The organism is Inquilinus sp. KBS0705 (assembly GCA_005938025.2).
GTDB lineage: Bacteria > Bacteroidota > Bacteroidia > Sphingobacteriales > Sphingobacteriaceae > Mucilaginibacter.
Genome location: VCCI02000002.1, coordinates 326,166 through 352,483 on the forward strand (window position 1 = coordinate 326,166; position 26,318 = coordinate 352,483).

Consider the following 26,318-nt stretch of genomic DNA (forward strand, 5'->3'; position numbering starts at 1 on the left):
ACCGATGCCAGTAATTAAATTACTTGCTCAAATACATCGATTTTTCTTTATACAAATGCCTGAAATAAGGGTCTTCCAGATCAGGTATAAACCTGATGGCTTCACCTGTCGATTTCATTTCGGGGCCGAGCTCTTTGTTCACTTCCGGGAATTTATCGAAAGAGAAAACGGGCTCTTTTATAGCATAACCTTTAAGCTTACGCTCGATGGTAAAGTCTTTTAATTTGTTGGCGCCAAGCATTACTTTGGCAGCTATGTTGATGTAAGGCACATCGTATGCCTTAGCTATAAACGGCACCGTACGCGATGCGCGCGGGTTAGCCTCTATCACATACACGGTGTCGTTTTTAACCGCGAACTGTATATTCAACAAGCCCCTTACGTTTAAGGCGCGTGCAATTTTTTCGGTGTATTCTTCCATCTGGCTTATCACGCTATCGCTCAAGTCAAACGGTGGCAACACCGCGAATGAATCGCCTGAGTGGATACCTGCCGGCTCAATGTGTTCCATCATACCGATGATGTGTACGTCGTCGCCATCGTGGATCGAATCTGATTCCGTTTCGGCAGCGCGATCCAGGAAGTGGTCAATAAGTACACGATTACCGGGTAAATTTTTCAACAAGTTGACCACCGCTTTCTCCAGGTCCTCGTCGTTTATCACAATGCTCATTCCCTGGCCGCCAAGTACGTAACTTGGGCGCACCAATACCGGGTACCCTACTTCGTGGGCAACCTCTAATGCCTCTTCGGCACTTTCGGCAACACCATATTTAGGGTAAGGGATGCCCAGGTCTTTTAGCAGGTCGCTAAAGCGGCCGCGGTCTTCGGCAATATCCATGTTATCAAACGATGTACCGATGATCTTGATGCCGTTCTCGTGCAGCTTCTGCGCCATTTTTAATGCCGTTTGGCCACCCAGTTGTACAATTACGCCCTCGGGTTTTTCCAGGTCGATAATTTCACGTACATGCTCCCAAAATACGGGTTCAAAGTATAGCTTATCGGCCATATTAAAGTCGGTTGATACCGTTTCCGGGTTACAGTTTACCATTATGGCTTCGTAACCGGCTTCTTTAGCGGCAAGCAGACCGTGTACACAGCTATAATCAAACTCAATACCCTGGCCTATGCGGTTAGGGCCCGAGCCTAATACAATTATCTTCTTTTTATCAGATACAATAGATTCGTTCTCGCCCTCGTAGGTTGAGTAGTAGTATGGCGTTTTGGCAGCAAACTCTGCAGCGCAGGTATCTACCATTTTATAAACCCTGTTAATGTTTAAGGCCTTGCGGCGTTTGTAAACATCTTCTTCGGTTACGTTACCCAGTATATAAGCTATCTGAGTATCAGAAAATCCGCGTTGTTTAAGGGTGAAGAAAAAATCTTCGGGAATATTATTCAGCGAGTAGCGGCGCAGTTCGGTCTCCATGTTCACCACATCCTGTATCTGGTTTAAAAACCAGCGGTCTATCTTGGTTGCCTTACGGATAGATTCCATAGGTACACCAAGGCTCATGGCATCATAAATATGGAACAGCCTGTCCCAGCTTGGGTGCTCCAGGCTGTGCATTATCTCTTCCAGGTTGCGGCTTTGGCGGCCGTCGGCACCAAGGCCAGCGCGGCCTATTTCTAAGCTTTGGCAGGCTTTCTGTAAAGCCTCAATAAAGCTACGGCCTATGCCCATTACCTCACCTACCGATTTCATGGTTAAGCCAAGTTCGCGGTTAGCGCCTTTAAACTTATCAAAGTTCCAGCGCGGTATTTTAACGATCACATAATCTAACGTTGGCTCAAAATAAGCCGATGTGGTTTTTGTGATCTGATTTTCTATCTCGTCGAGGTTATAACCAATGGCCAGCTTGGCTGCTATTTTAGCAATTGGATAACCGGTTGCTTTTGATGCTAAGGCTGATGAGCGCGATACCCGTGGGTTTATCTCGATAGCGATGATCTCTTCGTTTGCCGGGTTAACAGAAAACTGTACGTTACAGCCGCCCGCGAAGTTACCAATGGCACGCATCATTTTTATAGCCTGGTTGCGCATTTCCTGGTAGCAGCGGTCGCTCAATGTCATGGCTGGTGCCACGGTTATCGAGTCGCCTGTGTGTATGCCCATCGGGTCAAAGTTCTCTATCGAGCAAATGATGATAACGTTATCGTTATTATCGCGTAAAAGCTCCAGCTCGTACTCTTTCCAGCCTAAAACGGCCTGCTCTACCAAGACCTCGTGGGTTGGCGATGCTTGCAACCCGCGGCTTAGCGCAGCGTCAAAATCTTCTTTTTTATGTACAAAACCAGCGCCTTTACCACCCAAGGTATAGCTTGGCCGTATCACCAGCGGGAAACCTATGATTTGCGCGGCTTCTTTACCTTCTAAAAACGAGTTGGCAATTTTTGATGTTGCCACACCCACACCTATATCAACCATTAGCTGGCGGAAGGCTTCCCGGTTTTCGGTTTTCTCTATTGCGGCAATATCAACACCTACTATTTTAACACCATACTTTTTCCATATTCCTTGCTCGTCGGCCTCAATACAAAGGTTAAGCGCTGTTTGGCCACCCATGGTAGGCAGCACGGCATCAATGTGTTGTTCTTGCAGTATCTGCTCTATCGACGCGCAGGTTAAAGGCAGCAAATAAACATGATCGGCAATAACTTTATCCGTCATGATGGTGGCCGGGTTACTGTTAATGATAGAAACAGATATCCCTTCGTCTTTTAACGATAGTGCGGCTTGCGAACCGGCGTAATCAAATTCGCACGCCTGGCCTATAATAATAGGGCCTGAACCAATGATCAATACGGATTTAATGGAGGTGTCTTTGGGCATAGTTTTTTAAGTCTTAAAGTCTTACGTTCAAAGTATTAAGCTTTTCCCAATCAAAGTAGTACGGGGCTATAACTAAGAACTTGAAATCTATGCACTGAAGGTGAGAAATCCCGACCTCAGTGTCGGGGTGCAAAGATAGTAATTTACAGACATTTGAAATCTTAATTTTAAAAAATAATGATATAATTATCAATATACCCGTTTGTTAAAACCTATAGCTGTATATTTAGTTATTATTACCAGTTAAACCACCCAATATTTGTACCAGTTGTGATGAAAAAAACACCCCTGTTTTTGGCCTTGCTTTTATTTGTTTTTGCAGGCTGCGGCACCATGCAATCTATTATTAAATCAAGTTTTCCGTATACGGCTACTTTGGTTATCCCGGCATCGGCGGCAACAGGTACTGCGCTTACAGCCACCAGTATAGGCAACAGTTTCGATCAAAACTTTACCAAAGATGGCAACAATGGCAGCCGTATAAACGAGGTGCGCATCGTATCGGCTAAGATGGAGGCCACCGTACCATCGGACTATAACATAGGCAACCTGGTATCGGCCAAAATATACATGAGCAAGCCTAATGGCGATGGCGAGGTAATGGTAGCATCACGATCGGACATTGGCGCCAATGTGGGTAACAACATTGTATTAGATATAGATAACTCTAACTTTTTAGACCAGCTGGTGCGCGAAAAAAGCGTGCGCATACGCATGGTTTATGTATTGCGCAATAAAAGCACTATAGATGCCAGCTTAAAAGTAGTGCTGGGTATTAGTGCCAGCCCGGCGAAGTAACTACTCTTCTGCCAAAGCGTAATTGACCGGAATGCTGTACTGAACCCTCGCCGGAAAGCCAAACTCTTTTCCGGGAACCCATTTCGGAGACATCGAAAGGATCTTTATAGACTCGCTATCTAATCCCGGACTTACTGATCGAATAACTTTTATACCAGTAATAGTGCCATCTTTTTCAACAAAGAAGGTCAATATCACCCTTCCTTGTATATGTTGCTCCCTATCTTGTGATGGATAATGAATATTTTTAGCTAAAAATCGGCCAAAAGCATTTTCTCCGTTAGGAAACTGAGGAGCAACAGTTCTTGTTTTGGTATAGGTAATGGTCTCGCCATGAGATGTGGCTGTACCAGTTAACAAAACTCCATGATCATACGTTTCCTTGAAAACAATTCCCCGGTCACTTATAGTACCGCTCCAATCGCCATCTCTTTGGCTGTTTATTACCGGGCCTTGTTCGGTGGCTTCTGTTCGCAAAGCATTGTATAAAGTTAGTATTCCATTACCATTTTCGACGGTTACCACCCCAAGGCTATCGTACGCTTCGCGTATTGTATAATCAAACGAATTGTTTAACAGGCTTGTCTTTGGCTTTTCCGTGTATTCTTTGTGCATATAAGTCTTCCCATTGGGGAAGTATTCATAACAATCGCCCTCTTGTTCGCCGTTATTGTAATTTGCAATAGCGCTGCGGTGCCCATTCTCAAAAAACGATACACAAGTGCCCTGAAGTTGGACATAGTCAAATCTTTTAGATTTTCCGATAAGTTTTGGTTTGCCACTCTTATAGTACTCAGCTACATTATAAAGTACGGAGCCGGAGTCGGGCAAGGATATAATGGAAATATAATCTGCACTATCTGCAGAAGCGACCGGGTAGTCTGCGTATTTAAAAAACTTAACGTTTTGCAACTGAGCGAAACTCAAACTCGAGCAGAATAAAAAGAAGAGGATAAAAAACAGTCTCATAATAAGGGTAAATGGGGGCCCTAATTTATTTATTATTTTCAATAAATAGAGCCGAAAGTAGTTTGGGCATTAGTGCCAGCCCGGCTAAGTAAGCGGGGGTTATTCTTCAGGATCTACATTTACCGGAATTGTAAACTTGGTACGGAGCGTAAACCCAAAGTATTGCGCAGGATTCCAGTCTGGCGATTTTTTTATTACATCGACGGCAGCTTCATCAGTTGCCGGACTAACAGAACGAACAACTTTAATATCAGTTAGCTTGCCATCTCTTTCGACCACGAAGGTTATAAGAACCCGCCCGCTTAAATTTTTTCCTTTGTCGGCGGCAGGGATGCGGAAGTTTTTAGTAATATATTTTAAAAATGCAAACGTGCCGCCGATAAATTCAGGAGACGATTCCCTTAGTTTATAGTGCGCAGTCTGGCCATCTTTTAGAGCTGTTCCATCTATTAATAAACCATTTTTGTAAGTTTCTTCAAAAGTTATATCAGGATTGGCTATTCCTTTCAATAAGCCATCCCTCTTACCCTTTTTAATTGGGCCGCTTTCCATCGCGGTAGAATAATCCTCAGAATAAATGGTAAGGATTCCGTTGCCATCTTCTGCCGTTGTATTGCCAAGCGTATCGTATACGGCTTTCAGCTTGAAATCAGGAACGGCATACTGGCCATTATCAATGTATTGTTTAAACAGATATGGTTTGCCATTGGGGAAATATTCGTAACTATCCCCTACAAGCCGCCCTTTTTTATAATTCGCTATAGACATGCGGTGCCCATTCTCAAAGTAAGAAACGGCGGGGCCTTCCAGCGAAAAAAACTCAAACCCTGTAGCTGTCCCCACAAATTTCGGCTTGCCATTTTTGTAAAACTCTTTTACATAGGTAAGCTTAGAACCCGCATCTGGCGCACTGACGACACGAATAAAGTCGGCACTATCAGGAATAGTAACCTGCCTGCCTGAATTTTTGTAATAAGTTATTTTATCAGCTTGCGCAAAGCATGCCAACACGCAAAATAAAAAGCAAAGGGTAAACGTAAATCGCATAATCAGGGTAATAGGTTACCGCTAATTTACTTAATTAACTTATTATTTGCGTCGGGGAAAATAAGGATGGGTTCGTAAGCGCGGGCCTCTTCGGTTTCCATGTAAGCATACGACATGATGATGATGATATCGCCCACCTGCGCTAAACGTGCTGTTGCGCCGTTAAGGCATACGGTGCCTGTGCCGCGTTCGCCTTTTATTACATAGGTTTCAAAACGGGCGCCGTTGTTATTGTTTACTATCTGCACCTTTTCGTTCGGGATGATGTTGGCCGCATCAATTAAATCTTCATCAATAGTTATGCTGCCCACGTAGTTCAACTCCGCCTGGGTAACCTTAACTCGATGTAGCTTTGATTTTAATACCTCAATGATCATGGTGCAAAGGTAGGAATATTTTTAGTCGATAGTCCATTGTCAATAGTCCATCGAAGGTAAAATTTAGTCGAGGGCTATCGGCATTGTCCGTCACTTAGATTTTCTATGGTCTATCGACTATAATCTATTGACTAATCAACATATTGTCTATCAACCTCGTTTTACCTACACGGGCGGCGGCTAAGGCTACCACGCTTTTGGTGGCCACATTGGCCGGTAAAAGGGTTTGGCCATCTACAATGCGCAGGTATTCGGGTTCAACGCCGGGTTCGGCTTTTAGCATATCAAAGGCTTGTTGCTGTATTTGGGGTATCTCGTTGTTATTAAAGTGCTCCATTACCCACTTAAGCGTACGGGATAATACCAATGCGTGCTCATGGTCGGTAGCCGACAGATGAATATTGCGCGAGCTCATGGCAAGTCCATCGGTCTCTCGTTCAATAGGGCACATCACCATTTTAACCGGCACCTTGAGCAGCTCAACCATTCGGCTAACCACCATAAACTGCTGGTAATCCTTTTGGCCCATGTAAAGCGCATCGGGCTTAACAATGCTAAGCAGTTTATATACCACCTGGGTAACCCCCTGGTAATGCCCCGGGCGAAACTCGCCCTCCAGCAAATGCTCAAGCGGGCCAATGTTTAAATGCCAATGCTCATTACCATCATATATTTCGGTTACGGGCGGGTTAAACAAAACATCACACCCAGCTTGCTCCAGTTTGGCAATATCAGCCTCAATTGGCCGGGGGTAATTTTCAAGGTCTTTAGGGTCGTTAAACTGGGTTGGGTTTACAAAAATACTGCATGCAACAATATCGTTACCCGCTTTTGCCCGCGCTATAAGCGATAGGTGCCCGCTGTGCAAGGCGCCCATGGTGGGTACAAAGCCAACGGTTTTTCCCTTGGCCGATGCTAAATATTGCTCAATTTGGGTGCGGGTGGTAAATATCTTCAAGGTAAAGTGGTTCAAAAAATTTGGTAAAGGTGTGTAAATCATTAAAAATTACCAAAACATACTTGCATAAGTGGTTGCCAGTTCATATAATAATGCTTATATTTGCAAACTCAAATTTTTTGACTTCTTTACATTTATTAATACAGATTAGTGATGGGTAAATCTAAGCTTTTGTTCATAACTCATGAAATGTCTCCTTTCCTTGAACTTACAAAAATTGCCGAAATAACACGCCAGCTTCCGCAAGCAATGCAGGAAAAAGGTTTTGAAATTCGCATTTTGATGCCACGTTTCGGGAACATTAATGAGCGCAGGAACCGCCTGCACGAAGTTATCCGCTTATCGGGAATGAACATCATTATCAACGATAATGATAATCCATTGATCATAAAGGTTGCTTCAATCCCGGCGGCTCGTATGCAGGTTTATTTTTTAGATAACGAAGAGTACTTTCAACGCAAGCACGTATTTAACGACAAAGACGGTAAGTTTTATGCCGATAACGACGAACGCATGATTTTCTTTTGCAAAGGCGCATTAGAAACCGTTAAAAAACTGGGCTGGGCACCGGATGTTATCCATTGCCATGGCTGGATGAGCGCGTTGATACCCGCTTATTTAAAAACCACTTACAAAGACGACCCTACTTTTAAAAATTCAAAAGTAGTGTACTCTATTTACGAAAATGATTTTACCGAAAAATTGGATGCGGATTTTGCACGCAAAGCAGTAATGGGCGATATGACCGAGGCTAACACCGAGGTTTATAAAGAAGGGACCAATGCTGCCATGTATGCAGGTGCCATTCAATACAGCGACGGTATTGTGTTGGGCAGTGCAACTATTGATGCGGATGTGTTAAATAATGTTAAAAACAGCAATAAATCGGTTATGGATTACGTTTCAACTTCTGATTTCGAAAATTATTACAATTTTTACGACGAAATTACCAATGATGAATTGGTGAATGTTGCATAAGCTTTAAACACATATATGAAATTTTCCAAATTAGGCTTATTAACCCTGTTAATAAGTCTTTTTATTTTGAATAGCTGTAAACGCCAGGAAGGCATTGGTTTGGGTGTTGATGAAGAGAACCAGTTAAACGGAACTTTAATTGCCGATACCAATATTACAGTTACTACCGTTCCCGAAGATTCAGTACTCTCCGCGTCGGCTGGTACCGCTCCTCTGGCGTATTTTAAAGACCCGGCATTGGGAACAACCGAAGCAAATTTGGTTATCGTACCCACTTTTCCGGGTACTGCATCGACATTTTCCTTACCAAGCGGAACGATAAGTATTGATTCGGCTGTAATGGTTTTGCCGTATGCAGCCGGTTTTTATGGCGATTCGCTTACATCCAAATATAAAGTTGATGTGTATCAGTTAGGCGAGCGTGTATCAAATAGTAAAACCTATTACAACACTTACCATTTTTCGCATGAGGCGCCGCTATTGGGCACAAAAACATTTTATGCCCGACCTAATGATAGCTTAACTATTGCAAAGATCCGAGCAGATTCAACAGATACCGTGCAAAAGGTGATGCCACAAATACGCATACCTATATCTAAAAACTTTATTAACAATAACTTTTTTGCTGCATCCGGTACAGTTTTGGGTTCTGCGGATATATTCCAAAATACAATAAGAGGCTTTTATCTTGGTTTAGATAAAACTGCCACAACAGGGCCCGGTGGCATTGTTATGTTGTCGGCGGATAAAGCACTGGTGAATATTTATTACAAAAGGGTTAACGGAACAACGACAGATACTTCTATGATAAGTTTGCCGGCATTTAACCGCATTGCCGAAATTAAACATACGCATACTACAGAAGTACAGGCAGCATTAAATGGGACCTCTAAAACAGGTCTTGCTTATATCGAGGGCCTGGCGGGCACAAGGGTGAAATTGAGTTTTCCTAATATAAAAAATACATTTGCGGCTTTGGGAAGCGATGTAGTATTAAACAGGGCAGAACTGGTAATTAAGGTTGCACCTAATAGTGTTGCCCCATATGCACCTATTACCAGGCTTACCTTATATAAGTACGATATTGCCAAACAGCGTGTTCAGGTGCAGGATGCGTCAAGTACCGACCCGCGCGCCGGCGTATTTGGTGGATATTACGTTCCTTCAAAAGGCGAGTACCACTTTATAGTAACAGCGTTTATACAGGACCTTTACCGGGGTAAAACTGTTGATTACGGCACTTTCCTGGCTGCAACAGCACCAACTGTAACCGATGTGATAGGCGTTGTACCCGACATAAGCGTTGCCCAACGAACGATTGCTATCGGTTCTAATTCGGCCAGCCGAATAAAGCTCAATATAATTTACACAAAAATTAAATAGTTGTACAATACCCCGAAAGGGGTATTTGTATTTTATACCGATAATAATTGCTAATGCACTACAACTAACTATTTTTGTAATACATCTAAATATAAATTTATGTGCGGCATAGTAGGCTATATAGGGTACCGCGATGCGTATCCGATAATAATTAAAGGATTACACCGATTAGAGTATCGCGGCTACGACAGCGCCGGTATAGCTTTGGCCGATGACGCCCTTAATATTTACAAAAAGGCCGGCAAGGTAAGCGACCTTGAAGACTCGGTAGAAGGGGCCAACCTTGCAGGCACCGCCGGTATGGGACACACACGCTGGGCTACACACGGCCCGCCAAGTGATCGTAATTCGCACCCGCACACATCAGGCGATAGTAAGCTAACCATTATACATAATGGCATTATCGAAAACTATGGCGTACTTAAAGAAGCCTTATTAGCAAAAGGCCATTCCTTTAAAAGCGATACCGACACCGAGGTGCTGGTACACCTTATTGAAGAAATACAGCATGTTACCGCCCTTGACCTGCGCGAATCTGTTCGCCTGGCGCTAAATAGGGTGATAGGCGCCTATGCCATAGTAATTATGAGCGCCGATGAGCCTGATGAATTAATAGCCGCCCGTAAAGGCAGCCCTATGGTAATTGGTGTAGGTAAAGGTGAGTATTTTATTGCCTCAGACGCTACCCCAATAGTAGAGTATACCAAAAATGTGATTTATCTAAACGATAATGAGATAGCCTACGTAAAGCGCGACGACCTGTTGGTAAAAAATATTAACAACACCGTACAGACCCCCTACATACAGGAGCTTGAACTTAAGCTGGAAATGCTTGAAAAGGGCGGCTACGAGCATTTTATGCTAAAGGAGATATACGAGCAACCCCGCTCTATCCGCGACTGCCTGCGTGGCCGTATTTATCCCGCACAAGGCAATGTGCAGTTAGGCGGCATAAAAGAATACGTAGAGAAGTTAAAGAACATAGACCGTATTATTATTGTAGCCTGCGGTACATCATGGCACGCCGGCCTGGTAGGCGAATATTTGATAGAAGAATATGCACGTGTACCGGTTGAGGTTGAGTATGCTTCAGAGTTCAGGTATCGTAACCCTATCATATCATCAAAAGATCTGGTAATAGCCATTTCACAATCGGGCGAAACAGCCGATACTATGGCAGCTATCGAGCTGGCTAAACAAAAGGGCGCAACCATTTTTGGTATATGTAACGTAGTAGGCGCATCAATACCCCGCCTTACTCACGCGGGCGTTTACACACATGCAGGCCCCGAGATTGGCGTGGCATCAACCAAAGCCTTTACATCGCAGGTTACTGTATTAACGCTGATGGCCTTTTACATTGCCCAGCAGCGCGGTACTATTACACAAAGCAAGTTTATTGAATACCTTACCGAGCTTGACGAGATACCGGAGTTGGTTGAGCAGGCCTTAAAATCAAACGATCAGATCAAAGAAATTGCCGAACGTTTTAAAGACTCGGCCAATTGTTTATTCCTTGGCCGGGGCAGCTCGTTCCCCGTGGCTTTGGAGGGCGCTTTAAAGCTCAAGGAGATATCCTACATACATGCCGAGGGTTATCCGGCAGCGGAAATGAAACACGGCCCTATAGCCCTTATTGATGCCGATATGCCGGTGGTGTTTATTGCTACGCAAAACTCATCTTACGAGAAAGTGATAAGCAATATACAGGAGGTTAAGGCTCGTGGCGGACACGTTATCGCTATAGTATCTGAAGGAGACACCGAGGTAAAAGAAATGGCTGATTACACCATAGAGATTCCTTTAACAGGTGAGACCTTTGTGCCATTATTAGCTACCATACCGCTACAGTTACTGGCTTATCATATAGCGGTGCTACGTGGCTGTAATGTCGATCAGCCCCGCAACCTTGCCAAATCCGTAACAGTAGAATAGGCTATACACAGGCTGGTATAAGCAAGCGTAATTAACAATTTGTTTGGCAATAGCCATAGGAAAAATCAATTAATTACTATCTTTATATAGATTTAATTGATATGACCATAACTCAGCTTGAATACGCTATAGCGGTAGATACCTACCGTAGCTTTGTGGCTGCTGCCGAAAAGTGCTTTGTTACCCAACCTACCTTAAGTATGCAGATACATAAGCTGGAAGAAACGCTGGGCGTAAAGCTATTTGACAGGGGCAGGCAGCCTGTAGTACCTACCGAAATTGGCGCCGAAATAATAGCCCAGGCGCGTGTTTTGCTGGCCGAAAGTGAAAAGATAAAAGAAATTATATCCGACAGGCAAAAAGATCTTTCAGGCGAATTAAAGGTTGGTATCATTCCAACAGTAGCTCCTTACATATTACCAAAGATATTACAGGGCTTCATGGTCAAATTCCCCCAGGTTAAACTGGTAGTATGGGAGCAAACTACCGAAAACATAATTCAGCAGTTAAAGCAAGGCACATTAGATTGCGGCATACTATCCACTCCATTGCACGAAAGCACCTTGACCGAAATACCCGTATTTTATGAGAATTTTGTTGCCTATGCATCAAAAAACAGCAAGCTTTTTAAAAAGAAAACCATTACACCCGATGATATAGATATGGAAGAAATATGGGTGCTTAACGAGGGGCATTGTATGCGCGAGCAGGTACTAAATATATGCCAGCGCCGTAAAGCCACCAAGGGTTTTCAGCATTTTGAGTATAATACAGGCAGTGTAGAAACACTAAAGCGCATGGTAGACACTAACAACGGCGCTACTATTTTGCCGGAGCTTGCACTTGCAGACATGAATGAGAAACAACGCGACCGCGTGCGCTATTTTAAAAGCCCCGAGCCGGCACGCGAAATAAGCCTGGTGATACACCGCAACTTTTTAAAGCGCCGCATGATAGAAGCCTTAAAAAATGAGATAATTGAATTTGTACCAAAAAGGCTACGTACCAAAAAGAAAAAAGAGATAATGGAAATATAGCCTAATGGGTTACTTCCCTTAAAGCAGTTACAATTTTTTGTGCGGTTGCCTCCAGTTCCTCTTTAGTAGGGTTAAGCTTGGGGCGCGCGAAATTCATATCATCCACCCTGTTCATCGGTATTAAATGGATGTGGGCATGGGGCACTTCTAAACCTATAACAGCTACGCCAACCTTTTTACAAGGAATGGCTTTTTTTATGCCGGTGGCTACAATTTTGGCAAACATTTGCAGGCCCATGTAGGTTTCGTCGTCTATATCAAATATATAATCAACTTCCTTTTTGGGTATAACCAACACATGTCCTTCGGCTAAGGGGCTTATATCCAAAAAAGCCAAAAATTCATTGGTTTCAGCAACCTTATGCGCCGGTATTTCGCCTGCTATTATCTTTGAGAATATGCTCATAGTATAATTTTGAATTGGTGAGTTATAGAATTACTGAATACCAAAATCAATAATTCTATAATTCAATAATTACCTGGATATCTCCAGTATTTCAAATTCCATTTTGCCTGCCGGCACTGCTATTTCGGTTTTATCGCCTACTTTTTTGCCTAACAGGCCTTGTGCAATTGGCGATAGTACTGATATTTTGCCCGATTTTAAATCGGCTTCGCTTTCTGATACTAATTGATAGCTCATGGTAGCACCGTTTTTAGTGTTCTTTATTTTTACGATAGATAGCGCTAAAACCTTTGACACATCCAGTTTAGACTCATCAAGCAGGCGCGCGTTCGAAAGCATTTCCTGCATCTTGGCTATTTTAGCTTCGTGTAATCCCTGCGCTTCTTTTGCAGCATCGTACTCGGCATTTTCCGAAAGGTCACCTTTATCGCGGGCCTCGGCAATTTGCTTTGATATATCAGATCTGCCGGTTGTTTTTAGTCGTTGTAATTCTTCTTTTAAATTTTCTAAACCTTCTTTGGTGTAGTAAGATACCTCTGCCATAATACAATTATTAATATAATACATTAAGGGCCAAAAAAAACCGCCCTACTACTTTTTATAGAAGAGCGAATGGCCTTAAAAACAAACAAGACTACGTGGGCTGTGCCTGCATAGTCTTGTTTAGTGTAAAACGAAGATAAGTGAATTAAGTTTTAATATCCAAATTTTATGTCAGGATTTCACGAGTTTAGGCTGATCTCAAATATGAAACCATTCACCTATCAACTACTCACTAACAACCAAATCAGCAAGCTTACGTGCCATTACTTCGCTTATTTTACGGTAACTGTCAAAGGTCCAGCCGGCTACATGGGGGCTTAAAATAACCTTGCCGCTTTTGCTCAATTCTTCAAACCAGGGCTGCTCAGTTAATTGCGGAAATTTTTCAACTTCAAGTACATCAAGCCCGGCACCTAAAATTTTACCTTGTTTAATGGCATTTAAAACAGCGCTGGTTTCTACCACCTTGCCACGCGATGTATTGATAAAAAATATAGGCTTTTTAAAATGAAACAAGTACTCGTCGTTTACCAGGCCGTTGGTTTCGGCGGTTAGCGGTACATGCAAACTAAGTACATCGCTATGTTTAACTATCTCCTCCATACTTACTTCGCGGGCAATTCGGTCGCTAAAGCCGGTTTTATATTTATCGTAAGCAATAATACTTACCCCAAAGCCCGAAAGCTTTTTAGCAAAGCTACTGCCCATATGGCCGTAACCAATAATGCCAACTGTTTTGCCCTTTAACTCGTGCCCGCGGTTAGCTTCTCGCAACCATTTACCGGCCCTCACCTCGGCATCGGCAGTATTAATATGGTTCATTAAATTAAGTAATAAGCCAATCGCGTGCTCGCCCACGGCATCCATGTTGCCTTCGGGTGCGTTAATTAGCTGTATGTTACGCTGCTGCGCATAGGCCTCGTCAATGTTATCCATACCGGCACCGGCCCGGCAAACAAATTGCAGGCTGGGTGCGCTATCAATTATCTCTTTAGATACCTGAAATTTCGAGCGTATAGCCAGCCCTGTATAATTGTTAAGCAAGCTATAAGCGGCCTGTGGTGTTATAGTGGGTTGATAATCGCAAGCGTAACCAAGGGCTTCCGCCTGTTCTATAAATATAGGGTGCAGGTCATCAACAATTAAAATACTCTTTTTCAATGCCGGATAATTTTAGGGCGAAATTACAAAATTTTATACAGCCGCATTCCGGCGGGTAAGTAATATCGCTGCCACATTGCCTGCAACATATAACTGGCACGCAAATAGCATGGCATATAACTAAAATATTATATCAGATGATATTACCATTTAAAAAAGCCCGTACAGATATTAAAACATATACCGAAAAGCTATCGCACGATGGCTTTAAACAAATATTTGACCATATAGATCAGCTTAGCATTAAAAAAGGGGTTGATAAAATGGGTGTAGATAAATTTATAAGCCAATGTGCTTATATGGCGGCAACCTCAGGGGCTATAGCCGGCAGCGGTGGTATATTAACCATGGTGGTAGGTATGCCCGTTGATTTTATAAATCTTATAACCCAACAATTTCGGGTTACCATGGCTATAATGTATCACACAAAGGGTACTTATAAAATAGGTTTTGAGGAATTTATGGTACTGGTTGCCACCTCTTTTAAGGTTGAAGCCGGTGTAGCGATAACAAAAACCATGATGGAAGGCATTGCCGAAAAGCTATTGCTGGCATTTGGTGTCCGCACAGCCGAAAGATTAGTGCCGGTTGTGGGTGCTGTAATTGGTGGTACGGCAAATTACCTGTTTGTAAAACGTATGGCCGAGCAGGTTAAAAAAATGAATGCCGATAAATATGTAGTTATACCTATAAATTAATTAGCGGTTGGCTACTATCTCGTTGGTTAATTTAACAAAATCGTCTACCGTTAAGCGTTCGGCACGCAGGTCGAGGGTTTTGTTATCGGTCATTTTTTCCTTATTGATCAAAGATGAAAGCGCATTTCGCAGTGTTTTACGGCGCTGATTAAAGCCGGCTTTAACCACTTGCCAAAATAGCTTTTCGTCGCAACCCAAAGTTTCGGTTCCATTGCGTGTAAGGCGTATAACGGCCGACAGCACCTTGGGCGGCGGGTTAAACACTCCGGCTTTCACGGTAAATAAATATTCTACCTTATAATAGGCCTGCAAAAACACGGTGAGTATGCCGTATTCCTTACTACCGGCTTTAGCGGAGCAGCGCTCGGCAACCTCCTTTTGAAACATGCCAACCACCTCATGCACCTGGTCGCGGTGGTCTAATATCTTAAAAAGTATTTGCGATGATATGTTGTAAGGGAAATTACCAATTACCGCCATTTGGGCATCAAACTTGGCCTTAAAGTCGAGCTCTAAAAAATCGGCGTTAATCAAGCGGTCGCGCAGATCGGGATATTTTTTTTTGAGAAACGTGTACGACTCGGTATCAATATCTATCAAAAAGGTTTCGTATTCAGCCTTTTGCAATAAAAAGTCAGACAGGATGCCCATTCCCGGGCCAACCTCAAGCACTTGTTTATATTTACCGGCTGGCCGCAGGCTCTCTACAATTTTTTGAGCTATATTTTTATCAGTAAGAAAGTGTTGCCCTAAATGTTTTTTTGCTCTTACTAATGTCATTATCCCTTAGTTATTTAAGCAAATTAAGGCATATTTGTGCTTTATTAAGGAATTATAAACTTAAAATCTTTTTATTTGCAGTTATTAGCTTAAGGCTCAAAGCCAAAGCATAAGGCAATTAGATAAACCGCCGGTTGTTATTTTGTTTTCCATCGATCAAAATTCGGTGTAATCATATACTATATCGGTGCAACCATAAATATAATCATGAGCGATAAACCTAAAATAGGCATAAGTATAGGCGACGTTAACGGGATAGGATTAGAAATAATTATTAAAACCTTATCGGATAGTAAGATATACGACTACTGCACACCGGTTGTTTACGGGCATACCAAGGTTGCATCGTTCCACAGGCGCTTAACGCATATTAACGAGTTTAGCTTTAATGTGATAGACCACGCGTCAAATGCCCAACACCGCAAACCCAACATGATCAATTGCTGGGAAGAAGATGTACGCATTGAGCCGGGCCGGGTAACTGCCGAAGGCGGAAAGTATGCCTACATATCCTTGCAAAAAGCAACTGATGATCTATTGAGCGGCAATATTGATGGGCTGGTTACCGCACCTATAAATAAAGACAATATACAAAACGAAGAGTTTAGCTTCCCGGGCCATACCGAATATTTGCAGCATAGGGACAATAAGGACGAATCGTTAATGTTTTTAGTGAGCGATACGCTGCGCGTTGGCGTAGTTACCGGGCATATACCGGTATCAAAAATTGCGGCAAGCATTACCGGCGAAAAAATTGTTAACAAGCTTAAGTTAATGAATGCCAGTTTGCAAAATGATTTTTGGATACGTAAGCCCAAAATTGCCGTGCTTGGTTTAAACCCGCACGCAAGCGATAACGGCCTGATAGGTAACGAAGAGAACGAAACTATAATACCCGCTATAGAAGAAGCAAGAAATAACGACATACTGGCCTTTGGCCCGTACCCTGCTGATGGGTTTTTTGCCAATGGCACCTATTTGCAGTTTGATGCTGTTTTAGCCATGTATCACGACCAGGGACTTATTCCGTTTAAACAAATAGCTTTTGAATCGGGCGTAAATTATACAGCTGGATTAAGTTTTGTGCGTACATCGCCCGACCATGGAACAGCCTATGATATTGCCGGAAAAAATGTAGCGTCGGATATATCTTTCCGTGAGGCATTATTTACAGCCATACATATTATAAAACACCGCCGCGAAACAGCCGACCTAAACGAAAACCCCTTAGTATTTTCGAAGCTGAGCAGAGACAGGGACTAAGTATATCGCCTTGCAGCATAATGTTTTAAAAAAATTTCCGTTTAGTTAAAACATTTATCTGTAAAATACATTAGCCTGTTTAATGAGTAATTTAATTAACCGTATACGGTCAATTGACGCTTTTCGTGCGGTTACCATGTTCCTGATGATCTTTGTTAACGATCTTGATGGGGTGCCAAATACGCCCCAATGGCTCAAACACGCCGGCGTAATGGAAGATGCATTGGGCTTAGCCGATACCATATTCCCGGCCTTTTTATTTATAGTGGGCCTGTCCATCCCCTATGCCTTCGAAAAACGATTAAAAAAGAATGATACGCAAATACCCATCCGCATCATATCCCGTTCTTTCGCGCTGGTATTTATCGGCTTTTTTCACGCTAATATGGAAACCTATAACGAAGCAACCACCCTTTTGCCGCGGCCCGTGTGGGAAAGCCTGGCCACCTTTAGCTTCTTTTTTATCTTTTTAGATTATGGTAAAAGCACACCGCTAAAGCGCTATTTACTACAAGGTTTTGGCGTAGCACTGCTAATAGCCGTTTGTGCGGTATACAAAAGCTCCGACCCGGGGCACCCCTGGCTGCATTTAACCTGGTGGGGCATATTAGGGCTTATAGGCTGGGCCTATTTACTTTGCGCGTTCATCTACTATTTTTCAAACGGGGTGCTTTGGGTACAAGCCGCAGCCTGGATATTTTTTATGTTTTTTAATATAGATGTTCATTTTGGCATGCTCAATTTTTTGGCGCCGGTACAAAAATATGTTTGGATAGCCGGCAACGGCGCTATGCAGGCATTTACAATGGCGGGGGTATTTGTAACGGTACTTTATATGCGCCTTAAACAAAACAACGAGGTTAAAATGCTGTGGTGGGCTATGTTGTTGATGGCCGTTATATTATTTAACCTGGGTTTTATTGTGCGTTATTTTAGCGGTGGCATATCAAAAGCAAGGGATACCCCGTCGTGGGTATTAATATGTACCGGGATAAGCCTGGTGGTATATGCCGGGTTTGCCTTTTTAGTAGACTTTAAAAACAAATACAATTGGTTTAAAGCCATAGAACCTGCAGGTACCAGTACATTTACCTGTTATTTGCTTCCGTTTTTGTTTTACCCGCTTTATCAAATGACCGACTGGGGGTATCCGGAATACCTAGAGCAAGGTATGGGCGGGCTTATCAGGTGCCTGTTGTTTTCCTTTGTAATTGTGTGGTTAACCGGCCTGTTAGAAAAAATAAACGTAAAGCTTAAGATCTAAAATGCCGGCAAATGATAAGCGCCCCGGTTTAAACACCGCCGGCCGGCGTTTTCCACATAATTAACGTTATCCACAACGGGCCACAAATCAATATAAAAAAACACTTTCCAGTTTTAATGTTTTTACCTACATTTGCGGGCTAATTGTTGCTCATTGAAATCGCTAAGAACATATTCGATACCTTTTACAGGCTTAAAGCTGGGGAAGCATTACTTTGAATATGCTATTGGAGACGCTTTTTTTGCTGAATTTGATTATTCACTTGTAAAAAATGCCGATCTGAATTGCAAGTTGGAGTTAGAAAAACAGGAAACAATGCTTATCCTAAATTTTGATATATCGGGCACCATAAATGCCACTTGCGATAAATGCTTATCGGCCTATCCACAACCATTGGATATTCACGAACAGCAAATAGCCCGTTTTACCGATGAAGAATTGGGAGAGGACGATGAGATTATAACCCTGGGTAAAAACGATCACGAGATCAATATATCCGGGCTGATATACGAATATGTAAACGTTGCCGTGCCATTTATTAACACATGTGGCGATGAGGGCAACACCGAATATTGTGACAGGGAAATGCTGGATAGCCTTAACAAGCTTGCAGCAAATGATGAACAAACCGAGAAGACTGACCCGAGATGGGAAGCGCTCAAAAAACTTAAATAATATAAAATACAGTTATGGCACATCCAAAACGTAAAATTTCAAAATCAAGAAGAGATAAACGCAGAACGCACTATAAAGCAGAAGCGCCTACTTTAACTACTTGCCAAACTACTGGTGCGGTACATTTGCCACACAGAGCTTATACTGTTGATGGTAATGTATACTTCAACGGAAAAATACTTATTGAAAAGGCCGTAGCAGTTTAAGTTTAATTTTCTAAAATGAAGATTGGCTTAGACATTATGGGCGGTGATTTCGCCCCCAAGGCGGCTGTTTTAGGGGCAATTGAAGCTTATAAAGTTTTATCTGCCGGGCAGCAGCTGGTACTTATTGGCGATAAAGATATTGCCACTGCAATTCTTCAGGAAAATAATGTTAGCCCCGATCATTTCGAGTTTGTGCATACAACCGAAGTGATAGGTATGGGCGAGCATCCCACTAAGGCTATTGTACAAAAGCCCAATTCGAGCATAAGTGTTGGTTTTCAGTTGCTAAAAGAGAATGCGATACAAGCATTCTCATCGGCCGGAAACACTGGTGCAATGCTGGTTGGCTCTATGTTCAGCGTAAAAACCATCCCCGGTGTAATACGCCCGGCCATGACTACCATTGTACCCAAACTTAAAGGCGGTTTGGGTATTATTTTAGATGTAGGTGCCAATGCCGATTGTAAGCCCGATGTGCTTTTACAATTTGGCGTTTTAGGCAGCCTGCTTGCCGAATCTGTTTATGGTATCGCAAACCCTCGCATAGCGCTGATGAACATTGGCGAAGAGGAAGAAAAAGGCAACCTGCTTAGCCAGGCTACCTATCCGCTAATGAAAGATACCAAGCTTTTTAACTTTGTAGGTAATGTAGAAGGCCGCGACCTGTTTGAAGATAATAACGACGTTGTTGTTTGCGACGGATTTACCGGAAACGTTATACTTAAGCTTGCCGAAAGCTTTTATGTAATTACCTTAAAGAAAAAACTAAAAGACGAATTTTTTGACCGCTTTAACTACGAGCAATATGGTGGCAGCCCAATATTAGGGGTAAATGCCCCCGTTGTTGTTGGGCACGGCATATCAAGCCCCGAGGCGATAAAAAACATGGTGCTGCTGTCAAAAAACATGATCGAAACCAACCTGATAGATAAAATTAAACTGGCTTTTCAGTAAAAAAATATAGAATGAGCAAAATTCATGCTGCTATTACCGCTGTAAATGGTTACGTACCCGAGTATGTTTTAACCAACCAGGAACTGGAAACAATGGTAGAGACCAATGACGAATGGATAACCAGTCGTACAGGGATTAAAGAACGCAGGATACTAAAGGGCGAAGGCCTTGGCACATCAGATATGGCAGTGCCTGCTGTCGAAGGATTGCTTAAAAAACGCGGCATAAGCGCCGAAGAGATCGACCTGATCATTTTTTGTACTACCACCCCCGATCTTCCTTTCCCGGCTACGGCAAATATACTGGCACATAAAATTGGTGCAAAAAACGCCTGGGGATACGACCTGCAAGCAGCTTGCTCGGGCTTTATATTTGGCCTGGCTACCGGCGCTCAGTTTATCGAAAGCGGCAAACATACCAAAGTATTGGTAGTAGGCGGCGATAAAATGTCGGCCATTATTAACTACGAAGACCGTGCTACCTGTATCATATTTGGCGATGGCTGCGGTTGTGCCCTGCTTGAACCCAACACCGAAGGTTACGGAATTATTGATTCGGTACTAAAAAGTGATGGCGCAGGTTCGCAGTTATTATACCAAAAGGCGGGCGGATCTGTACACCCGGCATCACACCAAACCGTTGACGCTAAAGAACACTACGCCTACCAGGAAGGCCAGGCGGTATTTAAATTTGCCGTAACCAACATGGCCGATGTTGCTGCCGAAGTAATGGAGCGTAACAGCCTAACTGCCGATGATATTGCATGGCTGGTACCACACCAGGCCAATAAGCGCATAATTGATGCTACTGCAGCCCGTACCGGCGTAAGCGCCGATAAGGTAATTGTTAACATTGAGCGCTATGGCAATACAACTAATGGTACAATACCATTATGTTTGTGGGAATGGGAAAGTAAATTTAAAAAGGGAGATAATTTGCTGCTTGCTGCCTTTGGCGGCGGGTTTACATGGGGCTCTATTTATTTAAAATGGGCATATTAATTTTGCCAACTTTTTTCATTTAATTTGTTATACCTTACACATTAAACTTTTATCCAATACCAATTATTCGCTACTATGGATATTAAACAAATTCAGGATCTTATACGCTTTGTGTCCAAATCGGGCGTAAATGAAGTGTCGATCGAACAAGAAAATTTTAAGATCACAATAAAAACTAACGAGGCGCCAACCTATGTTAATGCTACAATACCGGCACCACAGCCAGCTGTAGCAGCGCCTGCGCCACAGGCAGCAAGTTTGCCGGCAGCGGCACCTGCAGCGCCCGTTACCGCTGTTGCCGATACCTCAAACTATATTACCATTAAGTCGCCAATGATTGGCACTTTTTACCGTTCAGCATCGCCGGATAAGCCATTGTTTGTTAACGTTGGCGACGAGATAAGCAGCGGAAGCGTAGTGTGTATCATCGAAGCGATGAAATTATTCAACGAGATAGAATCAGAAGTATCAGGTACTATTGTGAAGGTACTGGTAGACAATGCATCGCCGGTTGAATACGATCAGCCTTTATTTTTAGTAGAACCTAAGTAATTTTTGTTGATTTCACAGATTGGTTTTGATTACACAGATTTTATCGGTGTAATCGCTCCATAATCGGTGCAATCCTAAAATCAAAACGATGTTTAAAAAAATATTAATAGCTAACCGTGGAGAAATTGCCCTGCGAATTATTCGCACCTGTAAAGAAATGGGCATTAAAACGATAGCTGTATACTCAACCGCCGATCGTGATAGTTTGCATGTACGTTTTGCCGATGAGGCTGTATGTATAGGCCCGCCTGCAAGCCGCGACTCTTACCTGAATATCCCCAATATAATTTCGGCTGCCGAATTAACCAACGCCGACGCGATACACCCCGGATACGGGTTCTTATCAGAAAATGCAAAGTTTAGCGCTATTTGTGCCGAATACGGTATAAAGTTTATAGGTGCAACGGCAGACCAGATCAATAAGATGGGTGATAAGGCTTCTGCAAAAGAAACCATGAAAAAGGCCGGTGTACCTATCGTTCCTGGTTCAGAGGGCTTGCTTTCTGATATAAAATCGGGCATAGCTATAGCAAATAAAATTGGCTACCCTGTTATACTTAAAGCTACCGCCGGTGGTGGTGGCCGTGGTATGCGTATTGTGTGGAAAGACAGCGAATTTGAAAACGCCTGGGATAGCGCACGTGCCGAATCGGGTGCTGCATTTGGTAACGATGGCCTTTACCTTGAAAAATACGTACAAGACCCACGCCATATTGAGATACAAGTTGTGGGCGACCAATACGGCAAAGTTTGCCACCTATCCGAGCGCGACTGCTCGATACAGCGCCGCCACCAAAAACTGGTAGAAGAATCACCCTCGCCGTTTATGACAGATAAGCTGCGAAAACGTATGGGCGAAGCAGCAATTAAAGGTGCAAAAGCTGTAAAATACGAAGGTGCCGGTACAGTAGAGTTTTTGGTTGACAAAGACCGCAACTTCTACTTTATGGAAATGAATACCCGTATACAGGTAGAACACCCGGTTACCGAAGAGGTAATTAACTTTGACCTGATAAAAGAACAAATAAAGGTAGCTGCTGGTATCCCCATCTCAGGTAAAAACTACGAGCCAACTATGCATGCCATAGAATGCCGTATCAATGCCGAAGACCCTGCAAACAACTTCCGCCCTTCGCCGGGTAAAATAACAAACTTCCATTCGCCGGGTGGCCATGGTGTGCGTGTAGATACGCACGTTTACAGCGGTTACGTTATCCCGCCAAACTACGATTCGATGATCGCCAAGGTGATCTGCATGGCACAAACGCGCGATGAGGCTTTAGCCACCATGGAGCGCGCCTTAAGCGAATTTGTTATTGAAGGTGTTAAAACAACTATTCCATTCCATTTAAAATTACTGCAGGACCCTAACTTTAGGGCGGGTAATTTTACCACCAAGTTTATGGAGACCTTTGAATACTAAAAAATAAAACAAAAATCTTAAGGGGATAATACAACGTAAATAGCATTCCGGCGTTAATATGCCGAACATAAGGTAATGAGCGACAACAAAATAATAAAAGCGATTAAGGAAAAGGGCCAGAGCATGGAGGCCGAGATGTCATTTTTCGATCACCTGGAAGCTTTAAGATGGCATTTGGTTCGCTCGGCAATAGCCATTGTTGTTTTTACCTGCCTTGCATTTTACTTTTACGATTTTATATTCGATACCATTATTATGGGCCCCTCAAAGCCCGAGTTTTGGACTTATCGGATGCTTTGCGATTTAGGCGCCTGGTTGCACCGCGATGGCTTTTGCATAACTAAGATCAATATCAGCCTGCTTAATACCGAGATGGCCGGTCAGTTCACTTTAGAGATCAATTCTGCGTTATTAATTGGTATCACAGCGGGCTTCCCTTATTTGCTTTGGGAGCTATGGCGTTTTATAAAACCTGCTTTGCATGAAAAAGAACGCAAAGCGGCGAGAGGCTTTGTAATTTATGCTACGTTTCTATTTTTACTGGGCGTATTGTTTGGATACTTTGTTATTACACCAGAATCCATTAACTTTTTATCAAGCTTTACGGTTAGCTCCCAAATTGAAAATAAATTCTCAGTCGACTCTTACTTATCCTCAGTAGCAACACTTACGCTGGCAACCGGCATAGTGTTCGAGTTGCCTATCATCGTTTATGTATTATCGTCATTAGGCGTATTAACGCAAAAATTCATGCGTGAAACACGCAGGTATGCGGTAGTAGTGATCTTGATTATCGCAGCTGTTGTTACGCCTACCCCGGATATGCTAACCATGACCATTGTGAGTATCCCACTTTTCATTTTGTATGAAATTGGTATCCTTGTGGCAGGGGTTGTCGAAAAAAGAAAGTTAGCCCGCGAAAACGCCGCTTAATAAGCAAGTTACAGCCAATACTAACAAAATCTTTACCTTCGTGAATACTTTATTATTATAAATTTGAACCAATGAAAAAAGGGTTAAACATTGCTATTGGCGCCGACCATGCCGGCTTTGAATATAAAGAAGCATTAAAAACCATTTTTGCCGACGATATCAACTTTAAAGATTTCGGTACCTACTCTGCCGATTCGGCCGACTACCCCGATTTTGCCCATCCGGTTGCCTCGGGCGTTGAAAATGGCGAGTTTGATTTTGGCATTTTACTATGCGGTAGTGCCAACGGCGTTGCCATGACGGCTAATAAGCACCAAAATATACGCGCTGCCATATGCTGGAGACACGAGCTGGCAATACCGGCACGCACCCATAACAATGCCAATGTGCTTTGCTTACCCGCCCGTCATATGAGCATTGATGAGGCCAAAAAAACAATAGAGGTTTTTTTAACCGAAGAATTTGAGGGTGGCAGGCATGCTACCAGGGTAAATAAAATTAGTTGCTAAAAATAAAATCGAGATAAATGAAAAAACTATCATTATGGATAACGGCATTGGCCTTTGCATCAAGCGCATGCGCGCAGCAAAACGCTACTGCTGTTAAGTATGCTAAATTAATAAGCGCCGAGGATGCTAAAAAACACCTGAGCATTTTGGCATCAGACGAGTTTGAAGGCCGCGAAACCGGTAAGCCGGGTGCCGATAAAGCAGCAAACTATATTGCTGCCGAATTTAAAAGATTAGGGCTGCAGGCACCTGTTAACGGCACCTACTTTTTTGATGTGCCGTTAGTTGAAAACAAACTAAACGTAAGCGCCTTTACCGTAAATGGCCAATCATTTGGCAACTGGAAAGACTTTTTCCTGCCGGGCTCGTTCCCTGACAAAAATATAAATGCAACCGAAGTTGTGTATGTAGGCTATGGCACCGAAGCTGAATTAGAAGGTGTAGATATTACCGGTAAAATAGTATTGCTGATAAATGAAGATAAGCCCGAAGCCGGTAAAACAACTAATACCAGCTACCGCGCAACAGCATCGCGCATTGCTATTTTAAAAGCCATCCGCGAGAAAAATCCGGCTATTGTATTGGGTGCTAATGGCGAACTAACCAACTTGCTAAAACGTTTTGGTGGCGGTGCCGGTGGTGCAAGCTTATCTATTAAAAAGGAGGTTGCTGTAAATACGCAAGCGCCGTTATTTAACGTAACTACAGCGGTTGCAGATGCCCTGGTTAAACAAACCGGCAAAACTTACGATGAATTAAAGGCAGCTACAGCTACGGCAAAACAAACCCAGGTTATTAAAGCTGCAACTACAATTACTTTTAATACTGAAAAGAAAGATGTTAAAGCGGTAGATGTTGTAGGCTTTATGCCCGGATCTGACGCTAAATTGAAAAACGAGGTGTTGGTATTCTCTGCACATTACGACCATATTGGTTTAAACACCCGCCCCGGCGCAACAGATAAGGTAAACAATGGTGCCGATGATGACGGATCGGGAACTACCGGTATATTGGAAATAGCCCGCGCATTTTCGCAAGCTAAAAAAGATGGCCATGGCCCGCGCCGCAGCGTGCTTTTTCTGGGTAATGTTGGCGAAGAAAAAGGCTTGTTAGGATCAGAGTATTATACCGATCATCCTATCTATCCTTTAGCTAACACCATTGCCGATTTAAATATTGACATGATAGGCCGTGTAGGCGAAGAGTATATTGGCAAGCCCGATTCTGCCAACTACGTGTACTCAATTGGTTCGGCAATGTTAAGTACCGACCTGAACAAGATCGGCGAAAACGCCAACAATACCTACACTAAAATGAAACTGGATTATAAGTACGATGACCCTAACGATCCAAATCGTTTTTACTATCGTTCAGATCATTACAACTTTGCAAAGCACGGTGTGCCGATTATATTCTATTTTAACGGCGTACATGCAGATTATCACCAACCAGGCGACGAGGTAAGTAAAATTAACTTCCCGTTACTGGCCAAGCGTGCGCAACTGGCATTTTACACTGGCTGGGATTTGGCAAACCGCGACACCCGCCCCGTTGTAGATGTTAAAACACCTGCACCAACTAATTAATTTCAACAAATAGCTATAGTAAAATGTCACCTTGTGTAAAACAGGG

At 43.0% G+C, this 26,318-nt stretch carries 26 protein-coding genes; 17 read left to right on the top strand and 9 right to left on the bottom strand.

The window, feature by feature from the left end; all coding sequences use genetic code 11:
* Positions 1-19: 19 nt before the first annotated feature.
* Complete coding sequence (carB, locus tag FFF34_012870; protein ID TSD64786.1) at positions 20-2,836, bottom strand: carbamoyl-phosphate synthase large subunit; 2,817 nt, start codon at positions 2,834-2,836, stop codon at positions 20-22.
* A gap of 273 nt (positions 2,837-3,109) precedes the next feature.
* On the opposite strand from carB, the gene FFF34_012875 reads away from it, so the two are divergent.
* Positions 3,110-3,634, top strand: a complete 525-nt coding sequence (locus FFF34_012875) for a hypothetical protein (protein ID TSD64787.1) — start codon at positions 3,110-3,112, stop codon at positions 3,632-3,634.
* Here the strand turns inward: FFF34_012875 and FFF34_012880 are convergent, their stop codons facing one another.
* From FFF34_012880 to FFF34_012895, 4 genes are all read right to left on the bottom strand, one after another.
* The gene (locus tag FFF34_012880; GenBank protein ID TSD64788.1) at positions 3,635-4,603 is read right to left on the bottom strand and encodes a TonB family protein; all 969 of its coding nucleotides are present in this window, start codon (positions 4,601-4,603) and stop codon (positions 3,635-3,637) included.
* 99 nt (positions 4,604-4,702) lie between these two features.
* Positions 4,703-5,650: a TonB family protein gene (locus FFF34_012885; GenBank protein TSD64789.1), complete on the bottom strand. Its 948-nt coding sequence runs from the start codon at positions 5,648-5,650 to the stop codon at positions 4,703-4,705.
* A gap of 26 nt (positions 5,651-5,676) precedes the next feature.
* Positions 5,677-6,027 carry an aspartate 1-decarboxylase gene (locus FFF34_012890; GenBank protein ID TSD64790.1) on the bottom strand — a complete coding sequence of 117 codons (351 nt, stop codon included), beginning with the start codon at positions 6,025-6,027 and terminating at the stop codon, positions 5,677-5,679.
* A gap of 124 nt (positions 6,028-6,151) precedes the next feature.
* The gene (locus FFF34_012895; GenBank protein ID TSD64791.1) at positions 6,152-6,985 is read right to left on the bottom strand and encodes a pantoate--beta-alanine ligase; all 834 of its coding nucleotides are present in this window, start codon (positions 6,983-6,985) and stop codon (positions 6,152-6,154) included.
* 153 nt (positions 6,986-7,138) lie between these two features.
* On the opposite strand from FFF34_012895, the gene FFF34_012900 reads away from it, so the two are divergent.
* The 4 genes from FFF34_012900 (at position 7,139) to FFF34_012915 (ending at position 12,318) form a co-directional block, all read left to right on the top strand.
* Positions 7,139-7,963 carry a starch synthase gene (locus FFF34_012900; GenBank protein ID TSD64792.1) on the top strand — a complete coding sequence of 275 codons (825 nt, stop codon included), beginning with the start codon at positions 7,139-7,141 and terminating at the stop codon, positions 7,961-7,963.
* 15 nt (positions 7,964-7,978) lie between these two features.
* Positions 7,979-9,346 carry a DUF4270 domain-containing protein gene (locus FFF34_012905; protein ID TSD64793.1) on the top strand — a complete coding sequence of 456 codons (1,368 nt, stop codon included), beginning with the start codon at positions 7,979-7,981 and terminating at the stop codon, positions 9,344-9,346.
* 99 nt (positions 9,347-9,445) lie between these two features.
* Positions 9,446-11,281: a glutamine--fructose-6-phosphate transaminase (isomerizing) gene (gene glmS / locus FFF34_012910; protein TSD64794.1), complete on the top strand. Its 1,836-nt coding sequence runs from the start codon at positions 9,446-9,448 to the stop codon at positions 11,279-11,281.
* 101 nt (positions 11,282-11,382) lie between these two features.
* On the top strand, positions 11,383-12,318 hold the full coding sequence (locus FFF34_012915) for a LysR family transcriptional regulator (protein TSD64795.1): 936 nt from the start codon (positions 11,383-11,385) through the stop codon (positions 12,316-12,318).
* Position 12,319: 1 nt separating this feature from the next.
* Here the strand turns inward: FFF34_012915 and FFF34_012920 are convergent, their stop codons facing one another.
* The 3 genes from FFF34_012920 to FFF34_012930 form a co-directional block, all read right to left on the bottom strand.
* Positions 12,320-12,724 carry an HIT family protein gene (locus FFF34_012920; GenBank protein TSD64796.1) on the bottom strand — a complete coding sequence of 135 codons (405 nt, stop codon included), beginning with the start codon at positions 12,722-12,724 and terminating at the stop codon, positions 12,320-12,322.
* A 69-nt stretch (positions 12,725-12,793) separates the two neighbouring features.
* On the bottom strand, positions 12,794-13,267 hold the full coding sequence (gene greA, locus FFF34_012925; protein TSD64797.1) for a transcription elongation factor GreA: 474 nt from the start codon (positions 13,265-13,267) through the stop codon (positions 12,794-12,796).
* 225 nt (positions 13,268-13,492) lie between these two features.
* Positions 13,493-14,428 carry a phosphoglycerate dehydrogenase gene (locus tag FFF34_012930; protein TSD64798.1) on the bottom strand — a complete coding sequence of 312 codons (936 nt, stop codon included), beginning with the start codon at positions 14,426-14,428 and terminating at the stop codon, positions 13,493-13,495.
* A 137-nt stretch (positions 14,429-14,565) separates the two neighbouring features.
* Here FFF34_012930 and FFF34_012935 point away from each other — a divergent pair, with 137 nt between their 5' ends.
* Positions 14,566-15,126, top strand: coding sequence for a hypothetical protein (locus FFF34_012935; protein TSD64799.1), 561 nt, complete (start codon positions 14,566-14,568; stop codon positions 15,124-15,126).
* Here the strand turns inward: FFF34_012935 and rsmA are convergent, their stop codons facing one another.
* Complete coding sequence (gene rsmA, locus FFF34_012940) at positions 15,127-15,906, bottom strand: 16S rRNA (adenine(1518)-N(6)/adenine(1519)-N(6))-dimethyltransferase RsmA (GenBank protein TSD64800.1); 780 nt, start codon at positions 15,904-15,906, stop codon at positions 15,127-15,129.
* A gap of 207 nt (positions 15,907-16,113) precedes the next feature.
* Between rsmA and pdxA the strand changes: the two genes are divergently transcribed.
* The 11 genes from pdxA to FFF34_012995 all read left to right on the top strand — a co-directional run bounded on the left by pdxA (position 16,114) and on the right by FFF34_012995 (position 26,272).
* Complete coding sequence (gene pdxA / locus FFF34_012945; GenBank protein ID TSD64801.1) at positions 16,114-17,169, top strand: 4-hydroxythreonine-4-phosphate dehydrogenase PdxA; 1,056 nt, start codon at positions 16,114-16,116, stop codon at positions 17,167-17,169.
* An 82-nt stretch (positions 17,170-17,251) separates the two neighbouring features.
* Positions 17,252-18,433 carry a DUF5009 domain-containing protein gene (locus tag FFF34_012950; GenBank protein ID TSD64802.1) on the top strand — a complete coding sequence of 394 codons (1,182 nt, stop codon included), beginning with the start codon at positions 17,252-17,254 and terminating at the stop codon, positions 18,431-18,433.
* 153 nt (positions 18,434-18,586) lie between these two features.
* Positions 18,587-19,108 carry a DUF177 domain-containing protein gene (locus tag FFF34_012955; GenBank protein TSD64803.1) on the top strand — a complete coding sequence of 174 codons (522 nt, stop codon included), beginning with the start codon at positions 18,587-18,589 and terminating at the stop codon, positions 19,106-19,108.
* 14 nt (positions 19,109-19,122) lie between these two features.
* The gene (rpmF, locus tag FFF34_012960) at positions 19,123-19,314 is read left to right on the top strand and encodes a 50S ribosomal protein L32 (GenBank protein TSD64804.1); all 192 of its coding nucleotides are present in this window, start codon (positions 19,123-19,125) and stop codon (positions 19,312-19,314) included.
* A gap of 15 nt (positions 19,315-19,329) precedes the next feature.
* Positions 19,330-20,268, top strand: coding sequence for a phosphate acyltransferase PlsX (gene plsX / locus FFF34_012965; protein ID TSD64805.1), 939 nt, complete (start codon positions 19,330-19,332; stop codon positions 20,266-20,268).
* Positions 20,269-20,279: 11 nt separating this feature from the next.
* Complete coding sequence (locus tag FFF34_012970) at positions 20,280-21,269, top strand: ketoacyl-ACP synthase III (protein TSD64806.1); 990 nt, start codon at positions 20,280-20,282, stop codon at positions 21,267-21,269.
* A gap of 75 nt (positions 21,270-21,344) precedes the next feature.
* Complete coding sequence (accB, locus tag FFF34_012975) at positions 21,345-21,821, top strand: acetyl-CoA carboxylase biotin carboxyl carrier protein (GenBank protein TSD64807.1); 477 nt, start codon at positions 21,345-21,347, stop codon at positions 21,819-21,821.
* An 88-nt stretch (positions 21,822-21,909) separates the two neighbouring features.
* Positions 21,910-23,244 carry an acetyl-CoA carboxylase biotin carboxylase subunit gene (accC, locus tag FFF34_012980; GenBank protein ID TSD64808.1) on the top strand — a complete coding sequence of 445 codons (1,335 nt, stop codon included), beginning with the start codon at positions 21,910-21,912 and terminating at the stop codon, positions 23,242-23,244.
* Positions 23,245-23,319: 75 nt separating this feature from the next.
* On the top strand, positions 23,320-24,177 hold the full coding sequence (gene tatC / locus FFF34_012985) for a twin-arginine translocase subunit TatC (GenBank protein ID TSD64809.1): 858 nt from the start codon (positions 23,320-23,322) through the stop codon (positions 24,175-24,177).
* A 71-nt stretch (positions 24,178-24,248) separates the two neighbouring features.
* Positions 24,249-24,686 carry an RpiB/LacA/LacB family sugar-phosphate isomerase gene (locus tag FFF34_012990; protein ID TSD64810.1) on the top strand — a complete coding sequence of 146 codons (438 nt, stop codon included), beginning with the start codon at positions 24,249-24,251 and terminating at the stop codon, positions 24,684-24,686.
* A gap of 17 nt (positions 24,687-24,703) precedes the next feature.
* Entirely contained in the window at positions 24,704-26,272 is a 1,569-nt protein-coding gene (locus FFF34_012995; GenBank protein ID TSD64811.1) for a M28 family peptidase, read from the top strand.
* Positions 26,273-26,318: the final 46 nt, after the last annotated feature.

What these genes read in the sequence shown, in the direction of transcription:
- carB (TSD64786.1), bottom strand. Translation starts at nt 2,836, where the DNA reads ATGCCCAAAGACACCTCCATTAAATCCGTATTGATCATTGGTTCAGGC.
- FFF34_012875 (TSD64787.1), top strand. Translation starts at nt 3,110, where the DNA reads ATGAAAAAAACACCCCTGTTTTTGGCCTTGCTTTTATTTGTTTTTGCA.
- FFF34_012880 (TSD64788.1), bottom strand. Translation starts at nt 4,603, where the DNA reads ATGAGACTGTTTTTTATCCTCTTCTTTTTATTCTGCTCGAGTTTGAGT.
- FFF34_012885 (TSD64789.1), bottom strand. Translation starts at nt 5,650, where the DNA reads ATGCGATTTACGTTTACCCTTTGCTTTTTATTTTGCGTGTTGGCATGC.
- FFF34_012890 (TSD64790.1), bottom strand. Translation starts at nt 6,027, where the DNA reads ATGATCATTGAGGTATTAAAATCAAAGCTACATCGAGTTAAGGTTACC.
- FFF34_012900 (TSD64792.1), top strand. Translation starts at nt 7,139, where the DNA reads ATGGGTAAATCTAAGCTTTTGTTCATAACTCATGAAATGTCTCCTTTC.
- FFF34_012905 (TSD64793.1), top strand. Translation starts at nt 7,979, where the DNA reads ATGAAATTTTCCAAATTAGGCTTATTAACCCTGTTAATAAGTCTTTTT.
- glmS (TSD64794.1), top strand. Translation starts at nt 9,446, where the DNA reads ATGTGCGGCATAGTAGGCTATATAGGGTACCGCGATGCGTATCCGATA.
- FFF34_012915 (TSD64795.1), top strand. Translation starts at nt 11,383, where the DNA reads ATGACCATAACTCAGCTTGAATACGCTATAGCGGTAGATACCTACCGT.
- FFF34_012920 (TSD64796.1), bottom strand. Translation starts at nt 12,724, where the DNA reads ATGAGCATATTCTCAAAGATAATAGCAGGCGAAATACCGGCGCATAAG.
- greA (TSD64797.1), bottom strand. Translation starts at nt 13,267, where the DNA reads ATGGCAGAGGTATCTTACTACACCAAAGAAGGTTTAGAAAATTTAAAA.
- FFF34_012935 (TSD64799.1), top strand. Translation starts at nt 14,566, where the DNA reads ATGATATTACCATTTAAAAAAGCCCGTACAGATATTAAAACATATACC.
- rsmA (TSD64800.1), bottom strand. Translation starts at nt 15,906, where the DNA reads ATGACATTAGTAAGAGCAAAAAAACATTTAGGGCAACACTTTCTTACT.
- pdxA (TSD64801.1), top strand. Translation starts at nt 16,114, where the DNA reads ATGAGCGATAAACCTAAAATAGGCATAAGTATAGGCGACGTTAACGGG.
- FFF34_012950 (TSD64802.1), top strand. Translation starts at nt 17,252, where the DNA reads ATGAGTAATTTAATTAACCGTATACGGTCAATTGACGCTTTTCGTGCG.
- rpmF (TSD64804.1), top strand. Translation starts at nt 19,123, where the DNA reads ATGGCACATCCAAAACGTAAAATTTCAAAATCAAGAAGAGATAAACGC.
- plsX (TSD64805.1), top strand. Translation starts at nt 19,330, where the DNA reads ATGAAGATTGGCTTAGACATTATGGGCGGTGATTTCGCCCCCAAGGCG.
- FFF34_012970 (TSD64806.1), top strand. Translation starts at nt 20,280, where the DNA reads ATGAGCAAAATTCATGCTGCTATTACCGCTGTAAATGGTTACGTACCC.
- accB (TSD64807.1), top strand. Translation starts at nt 21,345, where the DNA reads ATGGATATTAAACAAATTCAGGATCTTATACGCTTTGTGTCCAAATCG.
- accC (TSD64808.1), top strand. Translation starts at nt 21,910, where the DNA reads ATGTTTAAAAAAATATTAATAGCTAACCGTGGAGAAATTGCCCTGCGA.
- tatC (TSD64809.1), top strand. Translation starts at nt 23,320, where the DNA reads ATGAGCGACAACAAAATAATAAAAGCGATTAAGGAAAAGGGCCAGAGC.
- FFF34_012990 (TSD64810.1), top strand. Translation starts at nt 24,249, where the DNA reads ATGAAAAAAGGGTTAAACATTGCTATTGGCGCCGACCATGCCGGCTTT.
- FFF34_012995 (TSD64811.1), top strand. Translation starts at nt 24,704, where the DNA reads ATGAAAAAACTATCATTATGGATAACGGCATTGGCCTTTGCATCAAGC.